This window comes from Sphingopyxis sp. Root1497, from assembly GCF_001427085.1.
GTDB lineage: Bacteria > Pseudomonadota > Alphaproteobacteria > Sphingomonadales > Sphingomonadaceae > Sphingopyxis.
Map to the genome: position 1 here is coordinate 1,188,377 of NZ_LMGF01000005.1, position 16,703 is coordinate 1,205,079.

Below are 16,703 nucleotides of genomic sequence, written 5' to 3' on the forward strand. Positions count from 1 at the left end.
ATTTGGCGTAATTGCGGCCTTCACAGCGCCGGGATTGTCGATAAGAACGGGGCCATGGCCGCAAAGAACCTCAACCTCGACAATTTCCTGCCCTATCGCCTGTCGATCGCGTCGAACGCGCTGTCGGAACGGATCGCCGCCGAATATCAGAACCGCTTCGGGCTCAAGATCCCCGAATGGCGGCTGATGGCGGTGCTCGGCGAGGGCACGCCCAAGACCCAGCGCGAGCTGGTGCAGGCGACGCGCATGGACAAGGTCACCGTCAACCGTGCCGCCAAGGCGCTTGCCGACCGCCAGTTGATCGCGCGGCAGGCGCATGAGGCCGACGGCCGTTCGCATCACCTCGACCTCACCGCGACCGGGCGCGAGCTTTACAACGCGATCGTTCCCGCCGCGCTGGCGAGCGAGGCGCGGCTCGAGTCGAACATCAGCGCCGCCGAGCGCGCGACCCTACTCGCGATCCTCGCCAAGCTGACCGCCGCCGCCGAAGATTATGGCTGATCGCCGGTATCGCGCAGCGGAGGCGGCGGCGCTGCGGGTCGAACCATTGGGCGAACTGACCGCGATCTTCGACCGGCGTTCGATGCAGACGCACCTCGTCGTGGCGCCGATGCCCGAGATATTGGCGGCGTTGGCCAGCAGCCCGTGCAACGCCGCGACGCTCGCCGCGCGGCTCGCCGACCGCTTCGACCTCGACGGCGAAGGCGATGCCACCGCGATCCTCGCCGCGCGGCTGGCCGAACTGGCGGCGATGGGGCTGGTCGAGCCGGCGTGAGGCACCGCACGCGCATCGCCGTCGGCCCGGTCCAGTTCCGTATCGGCAGCGACTGGCCGCAGCCGATCGCCGCGCTGAAGACCCTCTACGCCGGTTATCCCCGCGACGATGCCCGCCCCGCCGACGCGACGGTGCGCTTGTTCGCGGCGCGTCCCTGGCGACGCTGGCTGCGCCCGTCGGTGCATATCGGCGGCGATTATATCGTCCCCGACGCGCTGCCGCTGCCGCTGTCGATGGGATTGCTCGCCGCCGAAATGGGGATGAACCTGCAGGTCGCGCTCGGCTGGCGGCGGCACATGCTGCTCCACGCCAGCGCGGTCGCGAAGGACGGCCGCGCGGTGATCCTGTCGGGCGAGTCGGGCTCGGGCAAATCGACCCTCGCGGCGCTGCTCGGCGAGAAGGAGGGTGGGGGCGATTGGCGGCTGATGGGCGACGAGTTCATACTGATCGATCCGAAGAGCGGCGACGCGCTCGCCTTTCCGCGTGCGGTCAGCCTGAAGAACGAGGCAATCACCGAGGTCGAAGCGCGCGTCGACGCGGCGCGGTTCGGCCCGTTGCTCGCGGGCACGCCAAAGGGCGATATCCGCCACCTGATCCCGCGCGCCGACGCGATCGCCGCGATGCACGAGCCCGCCCGCCCGGCGCTGCTGCTCTTCCCCCGCTTCGGCGGCGCCCCGGCGATCGAGCGCATCGGCGAGGGCGAGGCCTTTGTCCGGCTGACCGAGGCATCGACCAACTATGTCGCGCTGGGCGAGGCGGGGTTCGCCGCGATGACCCGGCTGGTGCGCGAGACGCCGGCCTTCACCATCGGCTATCCCGACAGCGCGAGCGGCATGGCGATCGTCGAACAATTATGGACGGAGGCGGTGCGATGAGCGCGGTCGAAGCGCTCGTCGATCTGCTCGCGGGGCGGCGTGACGCCGCCTCGCTGGCCCCGCGCGACTGGGACGGGGTGGTCAGCGTCGCGCGTGCGGAGGCGCTGCTGGCGACGCTCGCCTGCCGGCTCGAGGATACGGCGCTGCCCCCCACGGTCGCTGCCCTGTTCGCCGACCAGCGTGCCGCTGCCGCCGTCGCGCAGGCGCAGGCGCTGTGGGAGGCCGAAATGGCGCGCCGTTCGCTCGACCCGGCGGGGGTCGAGTTCGTGCTGCTCAAGGGCACCGCCTATGCGGCGGCCGGCCTCGCCTGCGCCGCGGGGCGCCAGATCGGCGATCTCGACATCCTCGTGCCCTGGCACGACTTGGGCCGCGCCGAGAATCTGGCGCTGATCGACGGATGGGAATGGCTGAAGCAGGACGACTATGACGATGCCTATTACCGCGAGCATATGCACGAGTTGCCGCCGCTGATCCACAAGGACCGCGACCGGATGATCGACGTCCACCATACGATCCTGCCGCGCACGCACCGGATTACGCCCGATGCGCTGGCATTGGTCGGCGATGCGATCCGCACGCCGGGCGGCTTTCGCATACTCAATCCCGCCGACATGGCCTGCCACTGCGCCGCGCATATGCTCGCCGACGGCGACCTGCAGGGCGGACTTCGCAACCTGTGGGATTTCCATAGGCTGACCGCCGAATTCGCCGCCGCCGATCGCGGTTTCTGGGGCAAGCTCGACGCGCGGGCGGAGGTGCACGGGCTGGAAAAGCCGGTCCACCGCGCCGCGCGGCTGGCGCGCGACCTGTACGGGACGCAGCTGCCGTCGGGCTGGAACCGGATCAAGCCCGGTGATGAGCGATACCAGCGCCGTCTGCTCGCGCGCGACGATTGGGGCCGGGCGACCGATCCGCTGCTGCAACAGATCTTCTACATCCGCTCGCACTGGCTGCGCATGCCGCCGCTGATGCTGGCGCGGCATTTGTGGACCAAGTGGCGCAAGGGCCGCGCGGCTATTTGAGGCCGCGCGCCATCTCCCTTTGCGCGGCCCGCATCCGTTGCCGTCCGGCGTCGGCGATCGTCTCGAGCTGCTTGGTGAGGTCGTTGAGCCGATCGCTGTGGCGGTCGAATGCGGCCATGTCGCTTCGCGAGGTGAAGGCGAAGACCGTGCCCTGGGCATGCCAGTTGCCGCGCGCCAGCACCTGGCATGCGGCATGGGCCGCTTCGATCTGCTGGCCGTTGAGGTCCCAGCTTCGTTCGATGTCCGACCGCGCCTGCGGCATTCGGCTATCCATGCCGCGCAGAACCGCCTCCACCATTTCCGATTCCGCATCGACGTCTTCGAAATCGCGCCGCCCCTTTTCGATCAAGGCAAGGTGCCGCGCCTTATATTTTGGGATGTCCGACTTGACCGCGATGATCGCGCCGCAATTCTTGACCATGTCGGGATTGACGCGAATCCGGTTGGCATCGAACAGCGCCAGCATTCCGGACTGGTCCAGCTGAAGCATATATTCGTCGTTGAGCTTTTCGGTTTCCTTCGCGAGCTTGATCGTCGCCCGCGAAAAGGGACCGTGGCTCGACGGGTCGGGGGGCGCCACCAGCCTGCCGCCGGCGTCGAAATACAGCTTGCCGAAGGTCGCCATATCGGCCTTGACGGCCACGGCATGCCGGTCGGCCTTGTCCAGATTGACCAGCATGATGACGACGAACAGGCCGGCCGCGGTCGCGATCGGACGCCAGGTCGGGCCATCGCGCATCCAGGTGAAATAGAGGATCGCCGAAAGCAGCACCGTCTGCATCAGGCTGTACCCGAGCACGCCGGTCGGCGAGACCTGCGACGGCCGCATCCCCACGATGGCCGCGATCAGCGCCGCGGCCGCGAGCACTCCGCCCAGCCGCAGCCACTGATTGGGCGCCGGCGGCTCAATCTCTCCGTCCCATATCTGATTGGACATGCGAATCCCCCAACTCGCGCAACAAAGGCAGTAGTTCGTTGTAATGACCAATAATATGGTCGGCGCCAAGCGTTTCGACCGGCTGGTTCGGAAAGCCGAACCGCACCGCGATGCTCGTCACCCCCGCGGCGTTGGCGGCCTCCATGTCATAGATGCTGTCGCCGACGAAGGCGGTGCGCCCGCCGCCGCAGCGCGCGATCATTTCGTGGATCGGGGCGGGGGAGGGTTTGGCGTTCTCGCGCCCCAGCGTGTCGCCGCCGATGATCGTCGCGAAACGATCGGCGAGCCCGAGGTCGCCGAGCAGCAAACGCGCGAGGCGTTCGGTCTTGTTGGTCACCACCGCGGTCTTCACGCCCAGCGCGTCGAGTGCGTCGAGCGCCTCGATCAGCCCGGGGAAGGGGCGGCTGTGGACGGCGATATTGGCTTCGTAATGGCGCAGGAATTCGCGGAACAGCCGCTCGAAATCGCCACCCGGGACGCCGCCGGTCGCGTGCAGTCCCTGTTCGAGCATATGCCGCCCGCCCAGCCCGATCATCGGCCGCACCTGTTCGATGGTCAGCGGCGCACGCGCGGCGAGGTCGAGCGCATGATTGACCCCGGCGGTGAGGTCGCCCGCGGTGTCGACGAGCGTGCCGTCGAGATCGAAGCCGATGATGGCGAAGGGAAATGACATGACACGAACCCCGATTCCCGTTCGCATCGAGCGAAGTCGAGATGCGAACGGAGTTTGAAGGAGCGCATGGCGCGATGTTCTGGAAACCGCAATGATTTGCTGGCATGGCTCGCGCCATGAGCAATTCGATCGCTGCCGTCATCCTCGCCGCGGGTAAGGGCACCCGCATGAAGTCCGACCTGCACAAGGTGCTGCACCCGATCGCCGGGCGTCCGATGCTGCTCCACCTGATGGCCAGCGTCGATGCGCTGAGACCCGCGAAGAAGGTCGTCGTCGTCGGCGACAAGGCCGAGCAACTCGAAGCTGCGCTGGCGGGCAGCGCCGACCTCGCGGTGCAGGACCCGCAGCTTGGCACCGGCCATGCCGTGCAGCAGGCCGAGGGCGCCTTGACCGGCTTCGATGGCGATGTGCTGATCCTCTATGGCGACGTGCCCTTCGTCCCCGCCGCGACGATGCAGGCGATGATCGACCGGCTGAACGCCCCCGATGCGCCCGCCGTAGTCGTGCTCGCCTTTGAACCCGCCGACGCCCAACAATATGGCCGCGTCATCACCGACGGCGACCGGGTGACCAAGATGGTCGAGCACAAGGACGCGACCGACGCCGAGCGCGCGGTGCGGCTGTGCAATTCGGGACTGATGGCGGCGAAATCGGCCGACCTTTTCGCGCTGCTCGCGCGCGTCACCGACGACAATGCGGCCGGGGAATATTATCTCGTCGACATCGTCAACATCGCCAACGCTGACGGACGGCACAGCGCGGTCGTGATCACCGATCCCTATGACGTCGCCGGCATCAACAGCCGCGGTGAGCTCGCGGCAATGGAGGGCGAATGGCAGGCGCGGCGCCGAGTGCAGGCGATGGCCGACGGCGCCAGCCTGATCGCCCCCGATACCGTCTGGTTCGCCTGGGATACCAAGCTCGGACGCGACGTGCTGGTCGAACCCAATGTCTTCTTCGGCCCGGGTGTGACCGTCGCCGACAACGTCAAAATTCGCGCCAACAGCCATATCGAGGGCGCGATCATCGCGAGCGGCTGCGAAGTCGGCCCCTTCGCGCGGCTGCGCCCCGGCACGGTGCTGGAGGAGAAGGCGAAGATCGGCAATTTCGTCGAGACCAAGAAGGCGCATCTCGGTAAGGGCGCCAAGGCGAACCATCTCACCTATCTGGGTGATGCGACGGTCGGCGCCGGCGCGAACATCGGCGCGGGAACGATCACCTGCAATTATGACGGCTATTTCAAATATCGGACCGAGATCGGCGAGAACGCCTTCATCGGATCGAACAGCGCCCTCGTCGCGCCGGTGAAGATCGGCCGCGACGCGATCGTCGCCGCCGGCAGCGCGGTGACCCGCGACGTCGCCGACGGCGAGCTGCGGCTGGTGCGCGGCGAGCAACTGGTCAAACCCAATTGGGCCGACCGCTTCCACGACGCGATGCGGAAGAAGAAAGCGGCGGAGAAGAAATAACGCCATGCCCGCGCCGACCCTCACGACCGCGCGCCTCGTGCTGCGCCAGCTGCGCGAGGACGACGCCGCTGCGCTATTTCCCGTGCTGTCCGACCCCGAGGTGATGACCTGGTGGTCGAGCGGGCCGCACGCGTCGCCCGCCGAGACCGAGGCCTATGTCAAAGGCAACGCGGCCGAAGGGCAGGGCTTTCTGTGCTGGGCGATCACCGCGGGCGACGATGTTGCGCTCGGCTGGGTGATCCTGATCGACGGCAAGCCCGATGTGAAAGAAATCGGTTATATCCTGCGTCGCGACCGGTGGGGCAGCGGTATCGCGCGCGAGGCGGTGGCGCGGGTGATCGAGCATGGTTTTGCGGACATGAAACTGCGCCGTATTTTCGCCGACACCGATCCCGAAAACCCCGGCTCGATCGGATTGCTCGAACGCCTGGGTTTCCAGCGCGAAGGCCGGCTGCGCGGCGAGTGGGAAACGCATATCGGCGTTCGCGATTCGCTGATCTACGGCTTGTTGCGGGACGAATGGATGATGGAGAAGACGATTTGAGTGACCGCTACACCGACAAGCCCTTCCTGCGCTTTGTCGACGCCTGGGTGCTCCAGGCGATCGGCCATCTCGACGACGCGACCGCCGCCTATTGCAAGGCGATGGAACCGCAGCTGCACAAGAGCTTCGGCACGACCGGAAGCTGGCCGCAGATCGTCGCGCGGCAGATGAAGCTCGGGCCCGACCTGCCCGCGCAGGTCCGCAAGATCTGGGAAGAGGGCAAGGCGCGCTTCGAGGCGGCGAACGGCACGTCGGCCGATCCGGTGCAGTTCGCGATGATCTATGTCGACCGGAATTTCGGGCAGCAGTGACGGGGGGCTATGAATCGCGTTGATCTTGAGAAGCGCGGGTTCGGAATCTGGACGCCGCTACGGAACGCAAGAGAAGTAGGCCTGCTACCGAATTTTCCGGGTGTGTACGCTGTCAGCTATGCCGGGGAAGCGCCTTTAGATTGGCCGGTATCGAGTTGTGGCGGCTGGCATAAAGGGCGCAATCCGGCCGTTCACCCGGATCGTTTGCGGGCGGAGTGGGTGGAGGATACCGACTTAGTCTATATCGGAAAGACAGACCGCACACTCGCGAAGCGGATCGGCGAATTCGAGCGTTTCGGAAACGGCGAGCCGGTTGCCCACTGGGGTGGACGCCTGGTCTGGCAACTGCCAGACCCTGCTATGTTGACGATCGGGTGGTTAGAGCTTGCGCCGGGTCAAGCTTCCAGCGCTGAGGCAGCAATGCTCGGAGAGTTTTTTGATCGCTACGGGAAGTTGCCTTTCGCCAATCTTCGTCGATGATCCTTGTATTGATATCATGATATGATATCATTTGTTCATGCGCTTCCTCGCCGACATTCCCGACTCCGACGTCGAATGGCTCGATAGCCTCGCCGCCGGGCAAGGCGTCTCGCGCGCCGAGCTCGTCCGCCGCGCGGTTGCGGCCTATCGCGCCGACGCCTCGGGCGACGCCATCGACAACGCCTTCGGTATCTGGCGTGATCGCGTCGACATCGGCGACGGGCTCAAATATCAGCGGCGCCTGCGGGGCAAGCGCGAATGATCGACGCGCAGTTCGACAGCGATATCCTGATCGACGCGCTCAACGGCGTCGAGGCGGCGCGCAGCGAGATCCGCCGCGCGGGGCGCAAGAGCGTCAGCCGGATCAGCTGGACCGAGGTGATGACCGCCGCCGATCCCGTATCGGTGAAGGCGGTCGAGGCCTTCCTCGGCTGTTTCGCGGTCGAGGAGGTCGGCGATGCGGTCGCGCGCCGCGCCGCCGCGCTGCGCGCCGAGCGCAAGGGGCTGACGCTCTGCGACGCGCTGGTGCTCGCGACCGCACAAATCAGCGGCCGCATTCTTGTTACACGCAATATCAAGGTGTTTCCGGCAGCAATGCCGGGTATTCGCGTTCCCTACACGCTCTAGACGAAAGCCAGACCCACATGTGCGGAATTATCGGAATTGTCGGCAAGGACCAGGTCGCCGATCGCCTCGTCGATGGCCTCAAGCGCATGGAATATCGCGGCTATGATTCGGCGGGCGTCTGCACCGTCGAGGGCGGCCAGCTCGTCCGCCGCCGCGCCGAGGGCAAGCTCGGCAATCTGGTGAAAGAGCTTGCGGGCAATCCCGCGCCGGGCCTCGTCGGCATCGCGCACACCCGCTGGGCGACCCATGGCGCGCCGACGACGAGCAATGCCCACCCGCACGCGACGGACGAGGTCGCGCTGGTCCACAACGGCATCATCGAGAATTTCAAACCGCTGCGCGAGGCGCTGCAGGCGCGCGGGCGGACCTTCGAGAGCGAGACCGATACCGAGGTCGTCGCGCATCTCGTCAGCGAACAGGTCGAAGCCGGCAAGTTGCCGACCGAGGCGGTGCAGGCGGTGCTGCCGCAGCTGCGCGGCGCCTTTGCGCTCGCCATCGCCTTTCGCCAGCACCCCGACCTGCTCATCGGTGCGCGGCTCGGCTCGCCGCTCGTCGTCGGTTATGGCGAGGGCGAGACCTATCTCGGCAGCGACGCGCTCGCGCTCGCGCCGTTGACGCAGAAGATCGCCTATCTCGAGGAAGGCGACTGGGTCGCCATCACGCGAGAGGGCGCGCAGATCTTCGACGCCGACAACAACCCGGTGACCCGCGAAATCACCACCTCGGGCGTCACCGCCGCGACGATCGAGAAGGGCAATTACCGCCACTTCATGCAGAAGGAGATTTTCGAGCAGCCGACCGTCGTCGCGCAGACGCTCTCCTCCTACATCCGCCCGCTCGAGCAGACCGTCGCGCTGCCGCAGATGGACTTCGACCTGTCGGCGATCGACCGCATCACCATCGTCGCGTGCGGCACCAGCTTCTACGCCGGCATGGTCGCAAAATATTGGTTCGAGCAATTCGCGCGCGTCCCCGTCGACATCGATGTCGCGTCGGAGTTCCGCTACCGCGACCCGGTGCTGCAACCCGGCGGGCTCGCGCTGTTTATCTCGCAGTCGGGCGAGACCGCCGACACGCTCGCGGCGCTGCGCCACTGCAAGGCGAACGGCCAGACGATTGCGGTCGTCGTCAATGTGCCGACCAGCAGCATGGCGCGCGAGGCCGACTTGCTGCTCCCGACCCACGCGGGGCCGGAAATCGGCGTCGCGTCGACCAAGGCCTTCACCTGCCAGCTCGCGGTGCTCGCCGCGCTCGCCGCGCATCTGGCGCTCAAGAAAGGCAAGCTCGACGCGGCGCAGGAACGCGAAATTGTCAGGCATCTGATCGAGGCGCCCGCCGCGCTCAACGCCGCGCTGAGCCACGACGAGGAAATCGCCGCGATGGCGCACCTCGTCGCCCCGGCGCGCGACGTGCTCTACCTCGGCCGCGGTCCCGATTATCCGCTCGCGCTCGAAGGCGCGCTCAAGCTCAAGGAAATCAGCTATATCCACGCCGAAGGCTATGCCTCGGGCGAAATGAAGCACGGCCCGATCGCGCTGATCGACGAAGCGGTCCCGGTGATCGTCCTCGCGCCGAGCGGCCCCTTGTTCGAAAAGACCGTCAGCAACATGCAGGAAGTCATGGCGCGCGGCGGCAAGGTCGTGCTGATCAGCGACGCCGAAGGCCTCGCCGAAGCCGGCGACGGCTGCATGGCGACGATCGAAATGCCCAAGGTCCACCCGCTCATCGCGCCTTTGGTCTATGCGGTGCCGGTGCAGTTGCTCGCCTATCATGTGGCGGTGGCGAAGGGGACCGATGTCGACCAGCCGCGCAATCTGGCGAAGTCGGTTACGGTGGAGTGAGCATCCCCTCCATGTCGAAGATATTCAACGACTTTGATCTTTCCACCTTTTGGGAAGACGCCGAGTGGGCGGACAGTGAATATGTCGAACCCTTTCCGACCCCGGACGTCATTCGCTCGGTGGAGGTTGAGCTTGGGTATAAATTGCCTGCGGCATATATTGAGTTGATGCAGTCTCAAAACGGCGGTTGCCCGATAAACAACTGCCACCGAACTGCTACACCGACTTCGTGGGCCGAGGATCATGTCGCGATAACGGGCTTCAAAGGGATCGGCAGAACACAGATATGGTCGCTGTGCGGTGAGCTTGGCAGCCAGCAATCCAATAACGAATGGGGCTATCCTGACGTCGGGATTTACTTCGGCGACTGCCCTTCTGCCGGCCATGACATGCTATGCCTCGACTATCGGGAATGTGGGCCATCCGGTGAGCCGAGGGTCGTCCATATCGATCAGCAATGCGATTACCGGATCACGCACGTTGCCGACAATTTCGAGGCTTTCATTCGTGGGCTGGAGCATGAAGACGCATTTGAGTTTGAGTCCGTCGACGCTTCGCAGGAGCCGCCAAAGATAATCTCGGCTTGGATTGACCCCGATTTTGCCAGAGAGCAGGGCATCGGAATAGACGAGGCGGCTGCCCTGAAACAGCCCCGGTGGGCGTTCTGGCGCCGCGACAAATGAGCCTGGCCCCCGTCATTGCCAACCACCAGCCACATCACCCCGCCTTATTCGCCTGCTCCAGAATCGACGCCGCGATATCCTCCATCTTGCCGACGATCAGCAGCGGCGCGCCGCCGACCATGCCGACCTGCGTCTGGCCGTTCTCATAGTCGCGCAGCCAGGCGACATTTTCCGCGACGAGCAGATAATTGCCGCCGCGCGATTTGAGCTCGATGAACTTCATGATTGCGTCTCCTGTTGCCATGGCCTCTAGGCCCGACAAGTTGCATTCGCATAAACAGGACGCGCGCTTATGACCCCCGCCGCCATCATTTTCGACTTCGACGGCGTGATCGCCGACAGCGAGGTGCGCGCGAACCTGTCGCTTGCCGAGAGCCTGACCGCGGTCGGCATGCCGACGACCTATGACGAGAGCCTGCGCGACTATTACGGCCATAATTGGCAGGAGACCCAGCGGCGGATCGAGGCGCGCTTCGGGCGGCCGCTGCCCGCCGATTTTCGCGAGCGGCACCGTGAGCGGGCGCGGGCGCGCTTCATGGAGGGGTTCGATGCGGTGCCCGGCGCCGCGGCTTTCCTCGACACGCTGGGAGCCATGCCGCGCGCCATCGCCTCGTCGAGCCGCGCCGAGTATATCGGCTGGGCGCTCGGGCTGTTCGGGCTCGGCCATCATTTCGGGGAGCATGTCTACAGCGCCGACGGATGGGACCGTGGTAAGCCCCACCCTGACATCTATCTCGCCGCCGCCAAGGGGCTCGGTGTCGATCCGGCGAAGTGCCTGGCGGTCGAGGATTCGCCGACCGGCGCGCGGTCGGCGCTTGCGGCGGGGATGACCGTCGTCGGTTTCTGCGGCGCGGGTCATATCGTCGATCGCGCCGCGCATGGCGCGATGCTGCGCGAGGTCGGGGTGCACCGGCTTGCCTTTACCTTTGAAGAGATTAGCATCGCTGGCTGACGATTTGCCGAGGGGGAAGGCCTATGTGGAATATCCTGTGGCCGTTGATGCTGTTCGGCGCGCTCGTCGTCTGGCCGGTCTGGCTGTGGCGGCGGATGAAGAAGGTGCAGCAGATGGCGCGCGACGCGCTCGACGATGCGCCGGTGCGCGGCGGTGCGCGCTGGGAGGAAACCGAGGCGGCGGCGGACGGGCGCCAATATGGCCGTGCCGACAACTTCGACCCGGTTCTGGACAAGGTGTCGCGCGACCTTGCGGCCCCGGACATCATCAAGGATCTGGAGGGGCGGCGCTGAGACCCTGAAAAGGAGCTCAGCGGTCCATAATGTTGACGACACATTCGGGTTGATCCTCCCTGTCGCGGAGCGATGGGGAGGGGGACCGCCGCGAAGCGGTGGTGGAGGGGCCGAAGCCTTACACGACGCCTGACGGCGTCGGCCCCTCCGTCAGCGCTTCGCGCTGCCACCCTCCCCATGGCTGCGCCACGGGGAGGATTGGATGCAAAAAGCGCTGTCCTAAAAAACATCGCCAGATTAGCCTGCGATCATGCAGTGCTCTGACCACCCGTCGATACCGCAATCGCGAATGAAGTTGCGCAGTTTTCTGCCGTTTTTCGAAGGCGAGTCGTTCGCTGTTTCCCTGAGCAGGCCGGGGGCCATGCCGCGGCATGCGCGCCGATCTGCCTGGACCCCGGCCTTCGCCGGGGAACGATGGCCGGCGACGTGAATCCACTATAAAGTTCGGCAGTTTGCCGCCGCTTTCGAAAATCCCCCCAAGGAGAGACGTCATGTGCACCCACGAAACCGAAGCCGACCTCGACCGCGTCGGGCTGCCCGTCGGGCGGCGCAGCTTTACCGTACTCGCGGGCGCCGGGGCGCTGATGGCGGCGCTGCCGGCGCGAGCGATGGCGGGCAAGCCGGTCAAGGGCCGCGACGTCGAGATCAAGACCGCCGACGGCACCTGCGACGCCTATTTCGTCGCGCCGGCTGAGGGCAAGCATCCCGCCGTGCTGGTGTGGCCCGACATCCGCGGCCTGCGCCCCGCCTTTCGCCAGATGGCCGACCGGCTGGCGGGCGAGGGCTATGCCGTGCTGACGATCAACCCCTTCTATCGCTGGCAGAAATCGCCCGTCGTCGACGCGGCGAATGATTTCGGCGATCCCGCGATCCGCGAGAAATTGTTCGGTTATTTGAAGCAGCTCAACAAGACGCTCGTCACGACCGACGCGACCGCGCACCTTGCCTTCCTCGATGCGCAGAAGGAGGTCGACACCAAGCGGCGGGTCGGCACCACCGGCTATTGCATGGGCGGTGCGATGACGATCTACACCGCGGCGCTCAGTCCGAACCGCGTCGGCGCGGCGGCGAGCTTCCACGGCGGCGGGGTCGCCACCGACAAGCCGGACAGCCCGCATCTGCTGATCGACGGCACCAACGCCGGCTATCTCTTCGCGATCGCCGACAACGACGACAAGGAGGCGCCGAACGAGAAAGTCTTGCTCAACGCGGTTCTCGAGCCGCGCAAGCCGTGGCACGAGGTCGAGGTCTATGCGGGCGCGATGCACGGCTGGTGCCCGCCCGACGGCCGCGCCTATAACGAAGCGGCGGCGGAAAAGGCGTGGGGGCGGATGCTCGAACTGTTCAAGGCCGAGCTGGCCTGACGCCTTAACGGAGATGGGTTGGAGCGGCTCAGCCGCCGCTCGCGGCATAGCTCGCATAGATGCGCTGGCCGCCGGGGCCAAAGGTCATGACCTTGTACGCCTCGCGGATGTTGCGATATTCCATGCCCGGCGATCCGGTGGGCATACCCGCGACCGCCAGGCCTTTGACGCCCTTGGGCTTTTCCTTGAGCAGCCGGGCGATTTCCTTCGCGGGCACATGGCCCTCGATGACATAGCCGCCAACGAGAACGGTGTGGCAACTGCGCAGCGCCGCGGGCACGCCCTGCTTGTCCTTGACCGCATCCATGTCGGCCGCATTGACCACGGTGACCTTGGCGCCGAACGAGGTCTTCACCAGCTCGAGCCATTTGAGGCAGCAGCCGCAGCCGGCGTCGCGGAACATCGTCGGATCGGCGGCGTGTGCGGTGCCGATGATGCCGGCAAAGGCGGCGAAGGCGAAGAAGGTGCGGCGGGCGGGGGACATGGCGCTTCCTTTCGGGACAATCCGATCAGGATAGCAGCGGCCCCCCGCGACGCAAGGCGCTCACCCCATCGGGTAGAGGATGTCGCGGCTGACCTGGTGCAGCGCCGCCATCACATCGTCGCTGAGCACGAGGTCCTTCGCCGCGAGGATCGGGTCGACCTGGTCGTAAGCGCTGACCCCGACGATCGTCGAGGCGACGAAGTCATGCTGTTTCGACCATGCGGTCGCCATGGTGACGGGGTGCAGGCCCGCGTCGGCGGCGATCTTGAGGTAACGTTCGGTCGCGGCGAGGCTCTTGTCGTTGACGAAGCGGCGGCCCATCACGGCTTGTCGGCCTTCCATGCCGAGATAGCGCGAGAAACGCGCCCCCTCGGGGGTCGCGCCGCCCTGATATTTGCCCGACAACACCCCGCCGGCGAGCGGCGAGTAGGGGATCAGGCTGACGCCTTCCTGCCGGCATACCTGCTTGAGTTCGTCCTCGAAGCGGCGGTTGTTGAGGCTGAAATTATTCTGGATCGTGTGGTAGCGATGGACGCCGAGCCGTTCGGACGCCGCGAGCGACTTCATCAGCCCCCAGCTTGTCTCGTTCGAGCAGCCGAGGATGCGAACCTTGCCGACGCGGACCAACTCGTCGAGCGCGTCCATCATCTCGTCATAGGGTGCGTCGTGGTCGGGCCAGTGGGTCTGGTAGAGGTCGACATAGTCGGTCTGCAGCCGTGTCAGGCTGTCGTCGATCGCCTGCATGATATTCTTGCGGTCGAGCGCGGTCATGCCGTTGCGGCACGGCGACTTGAACCAGACATGGCTCGGCCCGGAGACTTTCGTGGCGAGGATGATCGCGTCGCGCGGCTTGGTCTTCAGCCAGCGCCCGACGATTTCTTCCGTGCGGCCGACCCATTTGGTATCGGGCGGCACCGGATAGCCCTCGGCGGTGTCGTAGAAGTTGATGCCCTCGTCGAAGCAGCGGTCGAGGATACGGAACGCTTCCGCTTCGTCGGTCTGGCTGCCGAAGGTCATTGTCCCCATGCAGATGTCGGACACATGGATGGCGCTTTTGCCAAGGCGGCGGCTTTGCATGCTTCTCTTCTCCGGTCGCGAGGGGAGGTCGCGCCGTGCATTAAGCCGTCAAATCAGAAGCGCAAGCGATCCGACGAGCAGCGCCGCCATCGTCCAGTTGAAGGCGCGCAGCCGCGCCGGGCTCGACAGCCAGCCGCGCAGCGCCTGACCCATCACCGCCCAGATGCTCGTCGAGGGCAGGTTGACGATGCCGAACACCACCGCGACTAGCAGTACCGCGGCGACATTGCGATCGGGGGCGTAAAGCGCGATCGCCGACAGCGCCATCGTCCACGCCTTGGGGTTCACCCATTGGAACAGCATCGCCTGGACGAAGGTCATCGGCTTGCCGCGCGCATCGCCGTCGGTGGTCGGCGCGGCCGCATTGGCGATCTTCCACGCGAGCCAGAGGAGATAGGCGACGCTGACCACCTTGAGCACGGTGTTGAGAATGGGGAACAGGTCGAACAGCCCCATCAGCCCGACGCCGACGAGGACGATCATCAGCGTGAAGCCGATCCCGACCCCCAGTGCGTGCGGCACCGTGCGGCGCAAGCCGAAATTGGCGCCCGACGCCATCAGCATCATATTGTTCGGACCCGGCGTGATCGACGAGACGAGCGCGAAGGCCGAGAGGGCGGCGAGGGTGGTCTGTTCCATGCGGCGCAATATAATGCGGCTTGTGCTGCTGATGGTTGCAAAGATGGGCGGCGTTGCGATAGATTATGCAATCTATGAGCAATATCGACGCCATTGGCCGCAATATATTGCGCGAACTGTCGCGCGACGGGCGAATCTCGAACCTCGAACTTGCCGAGCGGGTTGGGCTGTCGCCGTCGGCGTGTTTGCGCCGGGTGCAGGAACTCGAACGCGGCGGCGTGATCAGGGGCTATCGGGCGCGCATCGACCCGGCGAAGGTCGGTTACAGCTTCATGGCCTATGTTACCGTCGGGCTGTCGACGCACACCAAGCAGGCGCAGGAAGATTTCGAAGCCGCGATGGCCGAAGCGCCCGAGGTGCGCGAGTGCCACAATATTACCGGCGCGATCGAATATATCCTGCGCGTCGAGGCCGCGGACCTAGCGGCGTACAAGCATTTCCACACCGAGGTGCTGGGAATTCTGCCGCAGGTGAATGCGATTACCACCTATGTGCTGATGGGTTCGCCGAAGGATGAGCGCGCGTAGTTTTTCTTGGCCGTTCCGGCGAAGCGCTAAGGTTGAACCCGGCGCCGCGCGACCGCATATCGGTTTCATGCTGAAACTCTCCCTGCTCGACCTCGTCCCCGTCACCGACACCGGCACGATCGCCCAATCGCTGGCCAACGCCGCCGACCTCGCCCGACATGCCGAAGCGCTTGGCTATGGCCGTTACTGGGTCGCCGAACATCATGGCATGCAAGGCATCGCGAGCGCCGCGACCGCGGTGGTGCTCGCGCATATCGGGCAAGCGACGTCGAGCATCCGCATCGGGTCGGCGGGGATCATGCTGCCCAATCACGCGCCGATGGTGATCGCCGAACAGTTCGGAACATTGGAAGCGCTGTTTCCCGGCCGCATCGACCTTGGCCTTGGCCGTGCGCCGGGGTCGGACGGCGTCGTCGCGCGGGCGCTGCGGCGCAATCTCGCGAGCGACGAGCGGCAGTTCCCGCAGGATGTCGTGGAACTGCAGGCCTTCCTTGCCGGCGACGCAAGGCTCGGTATCCGCGCGGTGCCGGGCGAGGGGACGCATATCCCGCTGTGGATCCTCGGATCGAGCACCTTCGGCGCGCAGCTCGCCGCGATGCTCGGGCTGCCTTATGCGTTCGCCAGCCATTTCGCCCCCGACGCGCTCGACGAGGCGCTCGATATCTATCGCCGCCAGTTCAAGCCGTCGGCGCAATTGTCAGAACCCTATGCCGCCGCGGCCTTCAACGTCTTCGCCGCCGACACGCGCGAAGAGGCCGAACTGCTCGCCTCGTCGCAGCAACAGGCCTTTGTCGCGCTGCGCATCGGCAATCCCGGCAAGATGAAACCGCCGCTCGCGGGGTACAAGGACAGCTTGCCGCCTAACGCCCGCGCGATCCTCGACCATGTGCTGCAATGCTCGGCGGTCGGCACCGTCGACGATGTCCGCGACGGGCTGAAGGCGTTCGTTGCGCGCACCGGGGTCGATGAGGTCGTGATCGCGTCGTCGATGTACGACCATGATGCGCGCAAACATTCGGTCGCGTTGGCGATGGAGGCGGCGAAGTCGCTCTAGGTCCTGAAAACAACCTCTATTGCCGTTCGTGTCGAGCGAAGTCGAGACACCCGTCGGTCGTGGATGCCTTCACGGT

General features: G+C 65.7%; 23 protein-coding genes. 17 read left to right on the forward strand and 6 right to left on the reverse strand.

Annotated elements, in window-relative coordinates; translation table 11 throughout:
• The first annotated feature begins 54 nt into the window (after positions 1–54).
• Genes ASD67_RS20085 through ASD67_RS20100 form a run of 4 tightly spaced genes read left to right on the forward strand, consistent with a single transcriptional unit; the run spans position 55 to position 2,672 of the window.
• The gene (locus ASD67_RS20085; RefSeq protein WP_056350900.1) at positions 55–501 is read left to right on the forward strand and encodes a MarR family winged helix-turn-helix transcriptional regulator; all 447 of its coding nucleotides are present in this window, start codon (positions 55–57) and stop codon (positions 499–501) included.
• Positions 494–775, forward strand: a complete 282-nt coding sequence (locus tag ASD67_RS20090) for an HPr-rel-A system PqqD family peptide chaperone (RefSeq protein WP_056350902.1) — start codon at positions 494–496, stop codon at positions 773–775. The genes ASD67_RS20085 and ASD67_RS20090 overlap by 8 nt, the downstream gene beginning before the upstream one ends.
• The gene (locus ASD67_RS20095; RefSeq protein WP_056350904.1) at positions 772–1,650 is read left to right on the forward strand and encodes an HprK-related kinase A; all 879 of its coding nucleotides are present in this window, start codon (positions 772–774) and stop codon (positions 1,648–1,650) included. Before ASD67_RS20090 ends, ASD67_RS20095 begins: the two co-directional genes overlap by 4 nt.
• Positions 1,647–2,672 (forward strand): nucleotidyltransferase domain-containing protein, encoded by a 1,026-nt coding sequence (locus ASD67_RS20100; RefSeq protein ID WP_056350906.1) that lies wholly within the window; start codon positions 1,647–1,649, stop codon positions 2,670–2,672. Before ASD67_RS20095 ends, ASD67_RS20100 begins: the two co-directional genes overlap by 4 nt.
• On the opposite strand, the gene ASD67_RS20105 is transcribed toward ASD67_RS20100, so the two are convergent.
• Together ASD67_RS20105 and ASD67_RS20110 are read right to left on the reverse strand one after the other, a co-directional pair.
• Positions 2,665–3,609 (reverse strand): hypothetical protein, encoded by a 945-nt coding sequence (locus tag ASD67_RS20105; protein WP_156377800.1) that lies wholly within the window; start codon positions 3,607–3,609, stop codon positions 2,665–2,667. The genes ASD67_RS20100 and ASD67_RS20105 overlap by 8 nt on opposite strands.
• Positions 3,578–4,282: an HAD-IA family hydrolase gene (locus tag ASD67_RS20110; protein ID WP_235535755.1), complete on the reverse strand. Its 705-nt coding sequence runs from the start codon at positions 4,280–4,282 to the stop codon at positions 3,578–3,580. The genes ASD67_RS20105 and ASD67_RS20110 overlap by 32 nt, the downstream gene beginning before the upstream one ends.
• Positions 4,283–4,398: 116 nt before the next feature.
• Between ASD67_RS20110 and glmU the strand changes: the two genes are divergently transcribed.
• From glmU to ASD67_RS20150, 8 genes are read left to right on the forward strand one after another with little or no spacing between them, the layout of a single operon-like run.
• Positions 4,399–5,751, forward strand: coding sequence for a bifunctional UDP-N-acetylglucosamine diphosphorylase/glucosamine-1-phosphate N-acetyltransferase GlmU (glmU, locus tag ASD67_RS20115; RefSeq protein ID WP_235535756.1), 1,353 nt, complete (start codon positions 4,399–4,401; stop codon positions 5,749–5,751).
• Between the two features lie 4 nt (positions 5,752–5,755).
• Positions 5,756–6,295, forward strand: a complete 540-nt coding sequence (locus ASD67_RS20120) for a GNAT family N-acetyltransferase (RefSeq protein WP_056350913.1) — start codon at positions 5,756–5,758, stop codon at positions 6,293–6,295.
• Complete coding sequence (locus ASD67_RS20125; protein ID WP_056350914.1) at positions 6,292–6,606, forward strand: hypothetical protein; 315 nt, start codon at positions 6,292–6,294, stop codon at positions 6,604–6,606. Before ASD67_RS20120 ends, ASD67_RS20125 begins: the two co-directional genes overlap by 4 nt.
• A gap of 9 nt (positions 6,607–6,615) precedes the next feature.
• On the forward strand, positions 6,616–7,086 hold the full coding sequence (locus tag ASD67_RS23235; protein ID WP_156377801.1) for a hypothetical protein: 471 nt from the start codon (positions 6,616–6,618) through the stop codon (positions 7,084–7,086).
• 37 nt (positions 7,087–7,123) lie between these two features.
• A complete protein-coding gene (locus tag ASD67_RS20135) occupies positions 7,124–7,348 on the forward strand; it encodes a ribbon-helix-helix domain-containing protein (protein WP_056352238.1) in 225 nt (74 codons plus the stop codon).
• Positions 7,345–7,713, forward strand: a complete 369-nt coding sequence (locus tag ASD67_RS20140) for a PIN domain-containing protein (protein ID WP_056350918.1) — start codon at positions 7,345–7,347, stop codon at positions 7,711–7,713. The genes ASD67_RS20135 and ASD67_RS20140 overlap by 4 nt, the downstream gene beginning before the upstream one ends.
• A gap of 17 nt (positions 7,714–7,730) precedes the next feature.
• Complete coding sequence (gene glmS, locus ASD67_RS20145) at positions 7,731–9,554, forward strand: glutamine--fructose-6-phosphate transaminase (isomerizing) (RefSeq protein ID WP_056350921.1); 1,824 nt, start codon at positions 7,731–7,733, stop codon at positions 9,552–9,554.
• A gap of 11 nt (positions 9,555–9,565) precedes the next feature.
• Complete coding sequence (locus ASD67_RS20150; RefSeq protein WP_082545206.1) at positions 9,566–10,237, forward strand: SMI1/KNR4 family protein; 672 nt, start codon at positions 9,566–9,568, stop codon at positions 10,235–10,237.
• Between the two features lie 34 nt (positions 10,238–10,271).
• Here the strand turns inward: ASD67_RS20150 and ASD67_RS20155 are convergent, their stop codons facing one another.
• Positions 10,272–10,460 (reverse strand): hypothetical protein, encoded by a 189-nt coding sequence (locus ASD67_RS20155; RefSeq protein ID WP_056350922.1) that lies wholly within the window; start codon positions 10,458–10,460, stop codon positions 10,272–10,274.
• A 69-nt stretch (positions 10,461–10,529) separates the two neighbouring features.
• Here ASD67_RS20155 and ASD67_RS20160 point away from each other — a divergent pair, with 69 nt between their 5' ends.
• The 3 genes from ASD67_RS20160 to ASD67_RS20170 all read left to right on the forward strand — a co-directional run bounded on the left by ASD67_RS20160 (position 10,530) and on the right by ASD67_RS20170 (position 12,846).
• The gene (locus ASD67_RS20160; RefSeq protein WP_056350925.1) at positions 10,530–11,189 is read left to right on the forward strand and encodes an HAD family hydrolase; all 660 of its coding nucleotides are present in this window, start codon (positions 10,530–10,532) and stop codon (positions 11,187–11,189) included.
• A 23-nt stretch (positions 11,190–11,212) separates the two neighbouring features.
• Positions 11,213–11,482, forward strand: coding sequence for a hypothetical protein (locus ASD67_RS20165; protein WP_056350927.1), 270 nt, complete (start codon positions 11,213–11,215; stop codon positions 11,480–11,482).
• Between the two features lie 491 nt (positions 11,483–11,973).
• Entirely contained in the window at positions 11,974–12,846 is an 873-nt protein-coding gene (locus tag ASD67_RS20170; protein WP_056350928.1) for a dienelactone hydrolase family protein, read from the forward strand.
• Between the two features lie 28 nt (positions 12,847–12,874).
• On the opposite strand, the gene ASD67_RS20175 is transcribed toward ASD67_RS20170, so the two are convergent.
• The 3 genes from ASD67_RS20175 to ASD67_RS20185 all read right to left on the reverse strand — a co-directional run bounded on the left by ASD67_RS20175 (position 12,875) and on the right by ASD67_RS20185 (position 15,046).
• Entirely contained in the window at positions 12,875–13,330 is a 456-nt protein-coding gene (locus ASD67_RS20175) for a DUF411 domain-containing protein (protein ID WP_056350930.1), read from the reverse strand.
• A 60-nt stretch (positions 13,331–13,390) separates the two neighbouring features.
• Positions 13,391–14,371 (reverse strand): aldo/keto reductase, encoded by a 981-nt coding sequence (locus ASD67_RS20180; RefSeq protein ID WP_235535757.1) that lies wholly within the window; start codon positions 14,369–14,371, stop codon positions 13,391–13,393.
• 84 nt (positions 14,372–14,455) lie between these two features.
• Entirely contained in the window at positions 14,456–15,046 is a 591-nt protein-coding gene (locus ASD67_RS20185) for a LysE family translocator (RefSeq protein WP_056350934.1), read from the reverse strand.
• 74 nt (positions 15,047–15,120) lie between these two features.
• Between ASD67_RS20185 and ASD67_RS20190 the strand changes: the two genes are divergently transcribed.
• Together ASD67_RS20190 and ASD67_RS20195 are read left to right on the forward strand one after the other, a co-directional pair.
• On the forward strand, positions 15,121–15,573 hold the full coding sequence (locus ASD67_RS20190) for an Lrp/AsnC family transcriptional regulator (RefSeq protein ID WP_056350935.1): 453 nt from the start codon (positions 15,121–15,123) through the stop codon (positions 15,571–15,573).
• Between the two features lie 67 nt (positions 15,574–15,640).
• A complete protein-coding gene (locus ASD67_RS20195) occupies positions 15,641–16,627 on the forward strand; it encodes an LLM class flavin-dependent oxidoreductase (protein WP_056350937.1) in 987 nt (328 codons plus the stop codon).
• The last annotated feature ends 76 nt before the right edge of the window (positions 16,628–16,703 follow it).

Bases quoted from the DNA above. Each gene is read 5' to 3' on its own strand.
- ASD67_RS20085 (WP_056350900.1), top strand. From the start codon at position 55: ATGGCCGCAAAGAACCTCAACCTCGACAATTTCCTGCCCTATCGCCTG.
- ASD67_RS20090 (WP_056350902.1), top strand. From the start codon at position 494: ATGGCTGATCGCCGGTATCGCGCAGCGGAGGCGGCGGCGCTGCGGGTC.
- ASD67_RS20100 (WP_056350906.1), top strand. From the start codon at position 1,647: ATGAGCGCGGTCGAAGCGCTCGTCGATCTGCTCGCGGGGCGGCGTGAC.
- ASD67_RS20105 (WP_156377800.1), bottom strand. From the start codon at position 3,609: ATGTCCAATCAGATATGGGACGGAGAGATTGAGCCGCCGGCGCCCAAT.
- ASD67_RS20110 (WP_235535755.1), bottom strand. From the start codon at position 4,282: ATGTCATTTCCCTTCGCCATCATCGGCTTCGATCTCGACGGCACGCTC.
- glmU (WP_235535756.1), top strand. From the start codon at position 4,399: ATGAGCAATTCGATCGCTGCCGTCATCCTCGCCGCGGGTAAGGGCACC.
- ASD67_RS20120 (WP_056350913.1), top strand. From the start codon at position 5,756: ATGCCCGCGCCGACCCTCACGACCGCGCGCCTCGTGCTGCGCCAGCTG.
- ASD67_RS23235 (WP_156377801.1), top strand. From the start codon at position 6,616: ATGAATCGCGTTGATCTTGAGAAGCGCGGGTTCGGAATCTGGACGCCG.
- ASD67_RS20135 (WP_056352238.1), top strand. From the start codon at position 7,124: ATGCGCTTCCTCGCCGACATTCCCGACTCCGACGTCGAATGGCTCGAT.
- ASD67_RS20140 (WP_056350918.1), top strand. From the start codon at position 7,345: ATGATCGACGCGCAGTTCGACAGCGATATCCTGATCGACGCGCTCAAC.
- glmS (WP_056350921.1), top strand. From the start codon at position 7,731: ATGTGCGGAATTATCGGAATTGTCGGCAAGGACCAGGTCGCCGATCGC.
- ASD67_RS20150 (WP_082545206.1), top strand. From the start codon at position 9,566: ATGTCGAAGATATTCAACGACTTTGATCTTTCCACCTTTTGGGAAGAC.
- ASD67_RS20155 (WP_056350922.1), bottom strand. From the start codon at position 10,460: ATGAAGTTCATCGAGCTCAAATCGCGCGGCGGCAATTATCTGCTCGTC.
- ASD67_RS20160 (WP_056350925.1), top strand. From the start codon at position 10,530: ATGACCCCCGCCGCCATCATTTTCGACTTCGACGGCGTGATCGCCGAC.
- ASD67_RS20165 (WP_056350927.1), top strand. From the start codon at position 11,213: ATGTGGAATATCCTGTGGCCGTTGATGCTGTTCGGCGCGCTCGTCGTC.
- ASD67_RS20170 (WP_056350928.1), top strand. From the start codon at position 11,974: ATGTGCACCCACGAAACCGAAGCCGACCTCGACCGCGTCGGGCTGCCC.
- ASD67_RS20175 (WP_056350930.1), bottom strand. From the start codon at position 13,330: ATGTCCCCCGCCCGCCGCACCTTCTTCGCCTTCGCCGCCTTTGCCGGC.
- ASD67_RS20185 (WP_056350934.1), bottom strand. From the start codon at position 15,046: ATGGAACAGACCACCCTCGCCGCCCTCTCGGCCTTCGCGCTCGTCTCG.
- ASD67_RS20190 (WP_056350935.1), top strand. From the start codon at position 15,121: ATGAGCAATATCGACGCCATTGGCCGCAATATATTGCGCGAACTGTCG.
- ASD67_RS20195 (WP_056350937.1), top strand. From the start codon at position 15,641: ATGCTGAAACTCTCCCTGCTCGACCTCGTCCCCGTCACCGACACCGGC.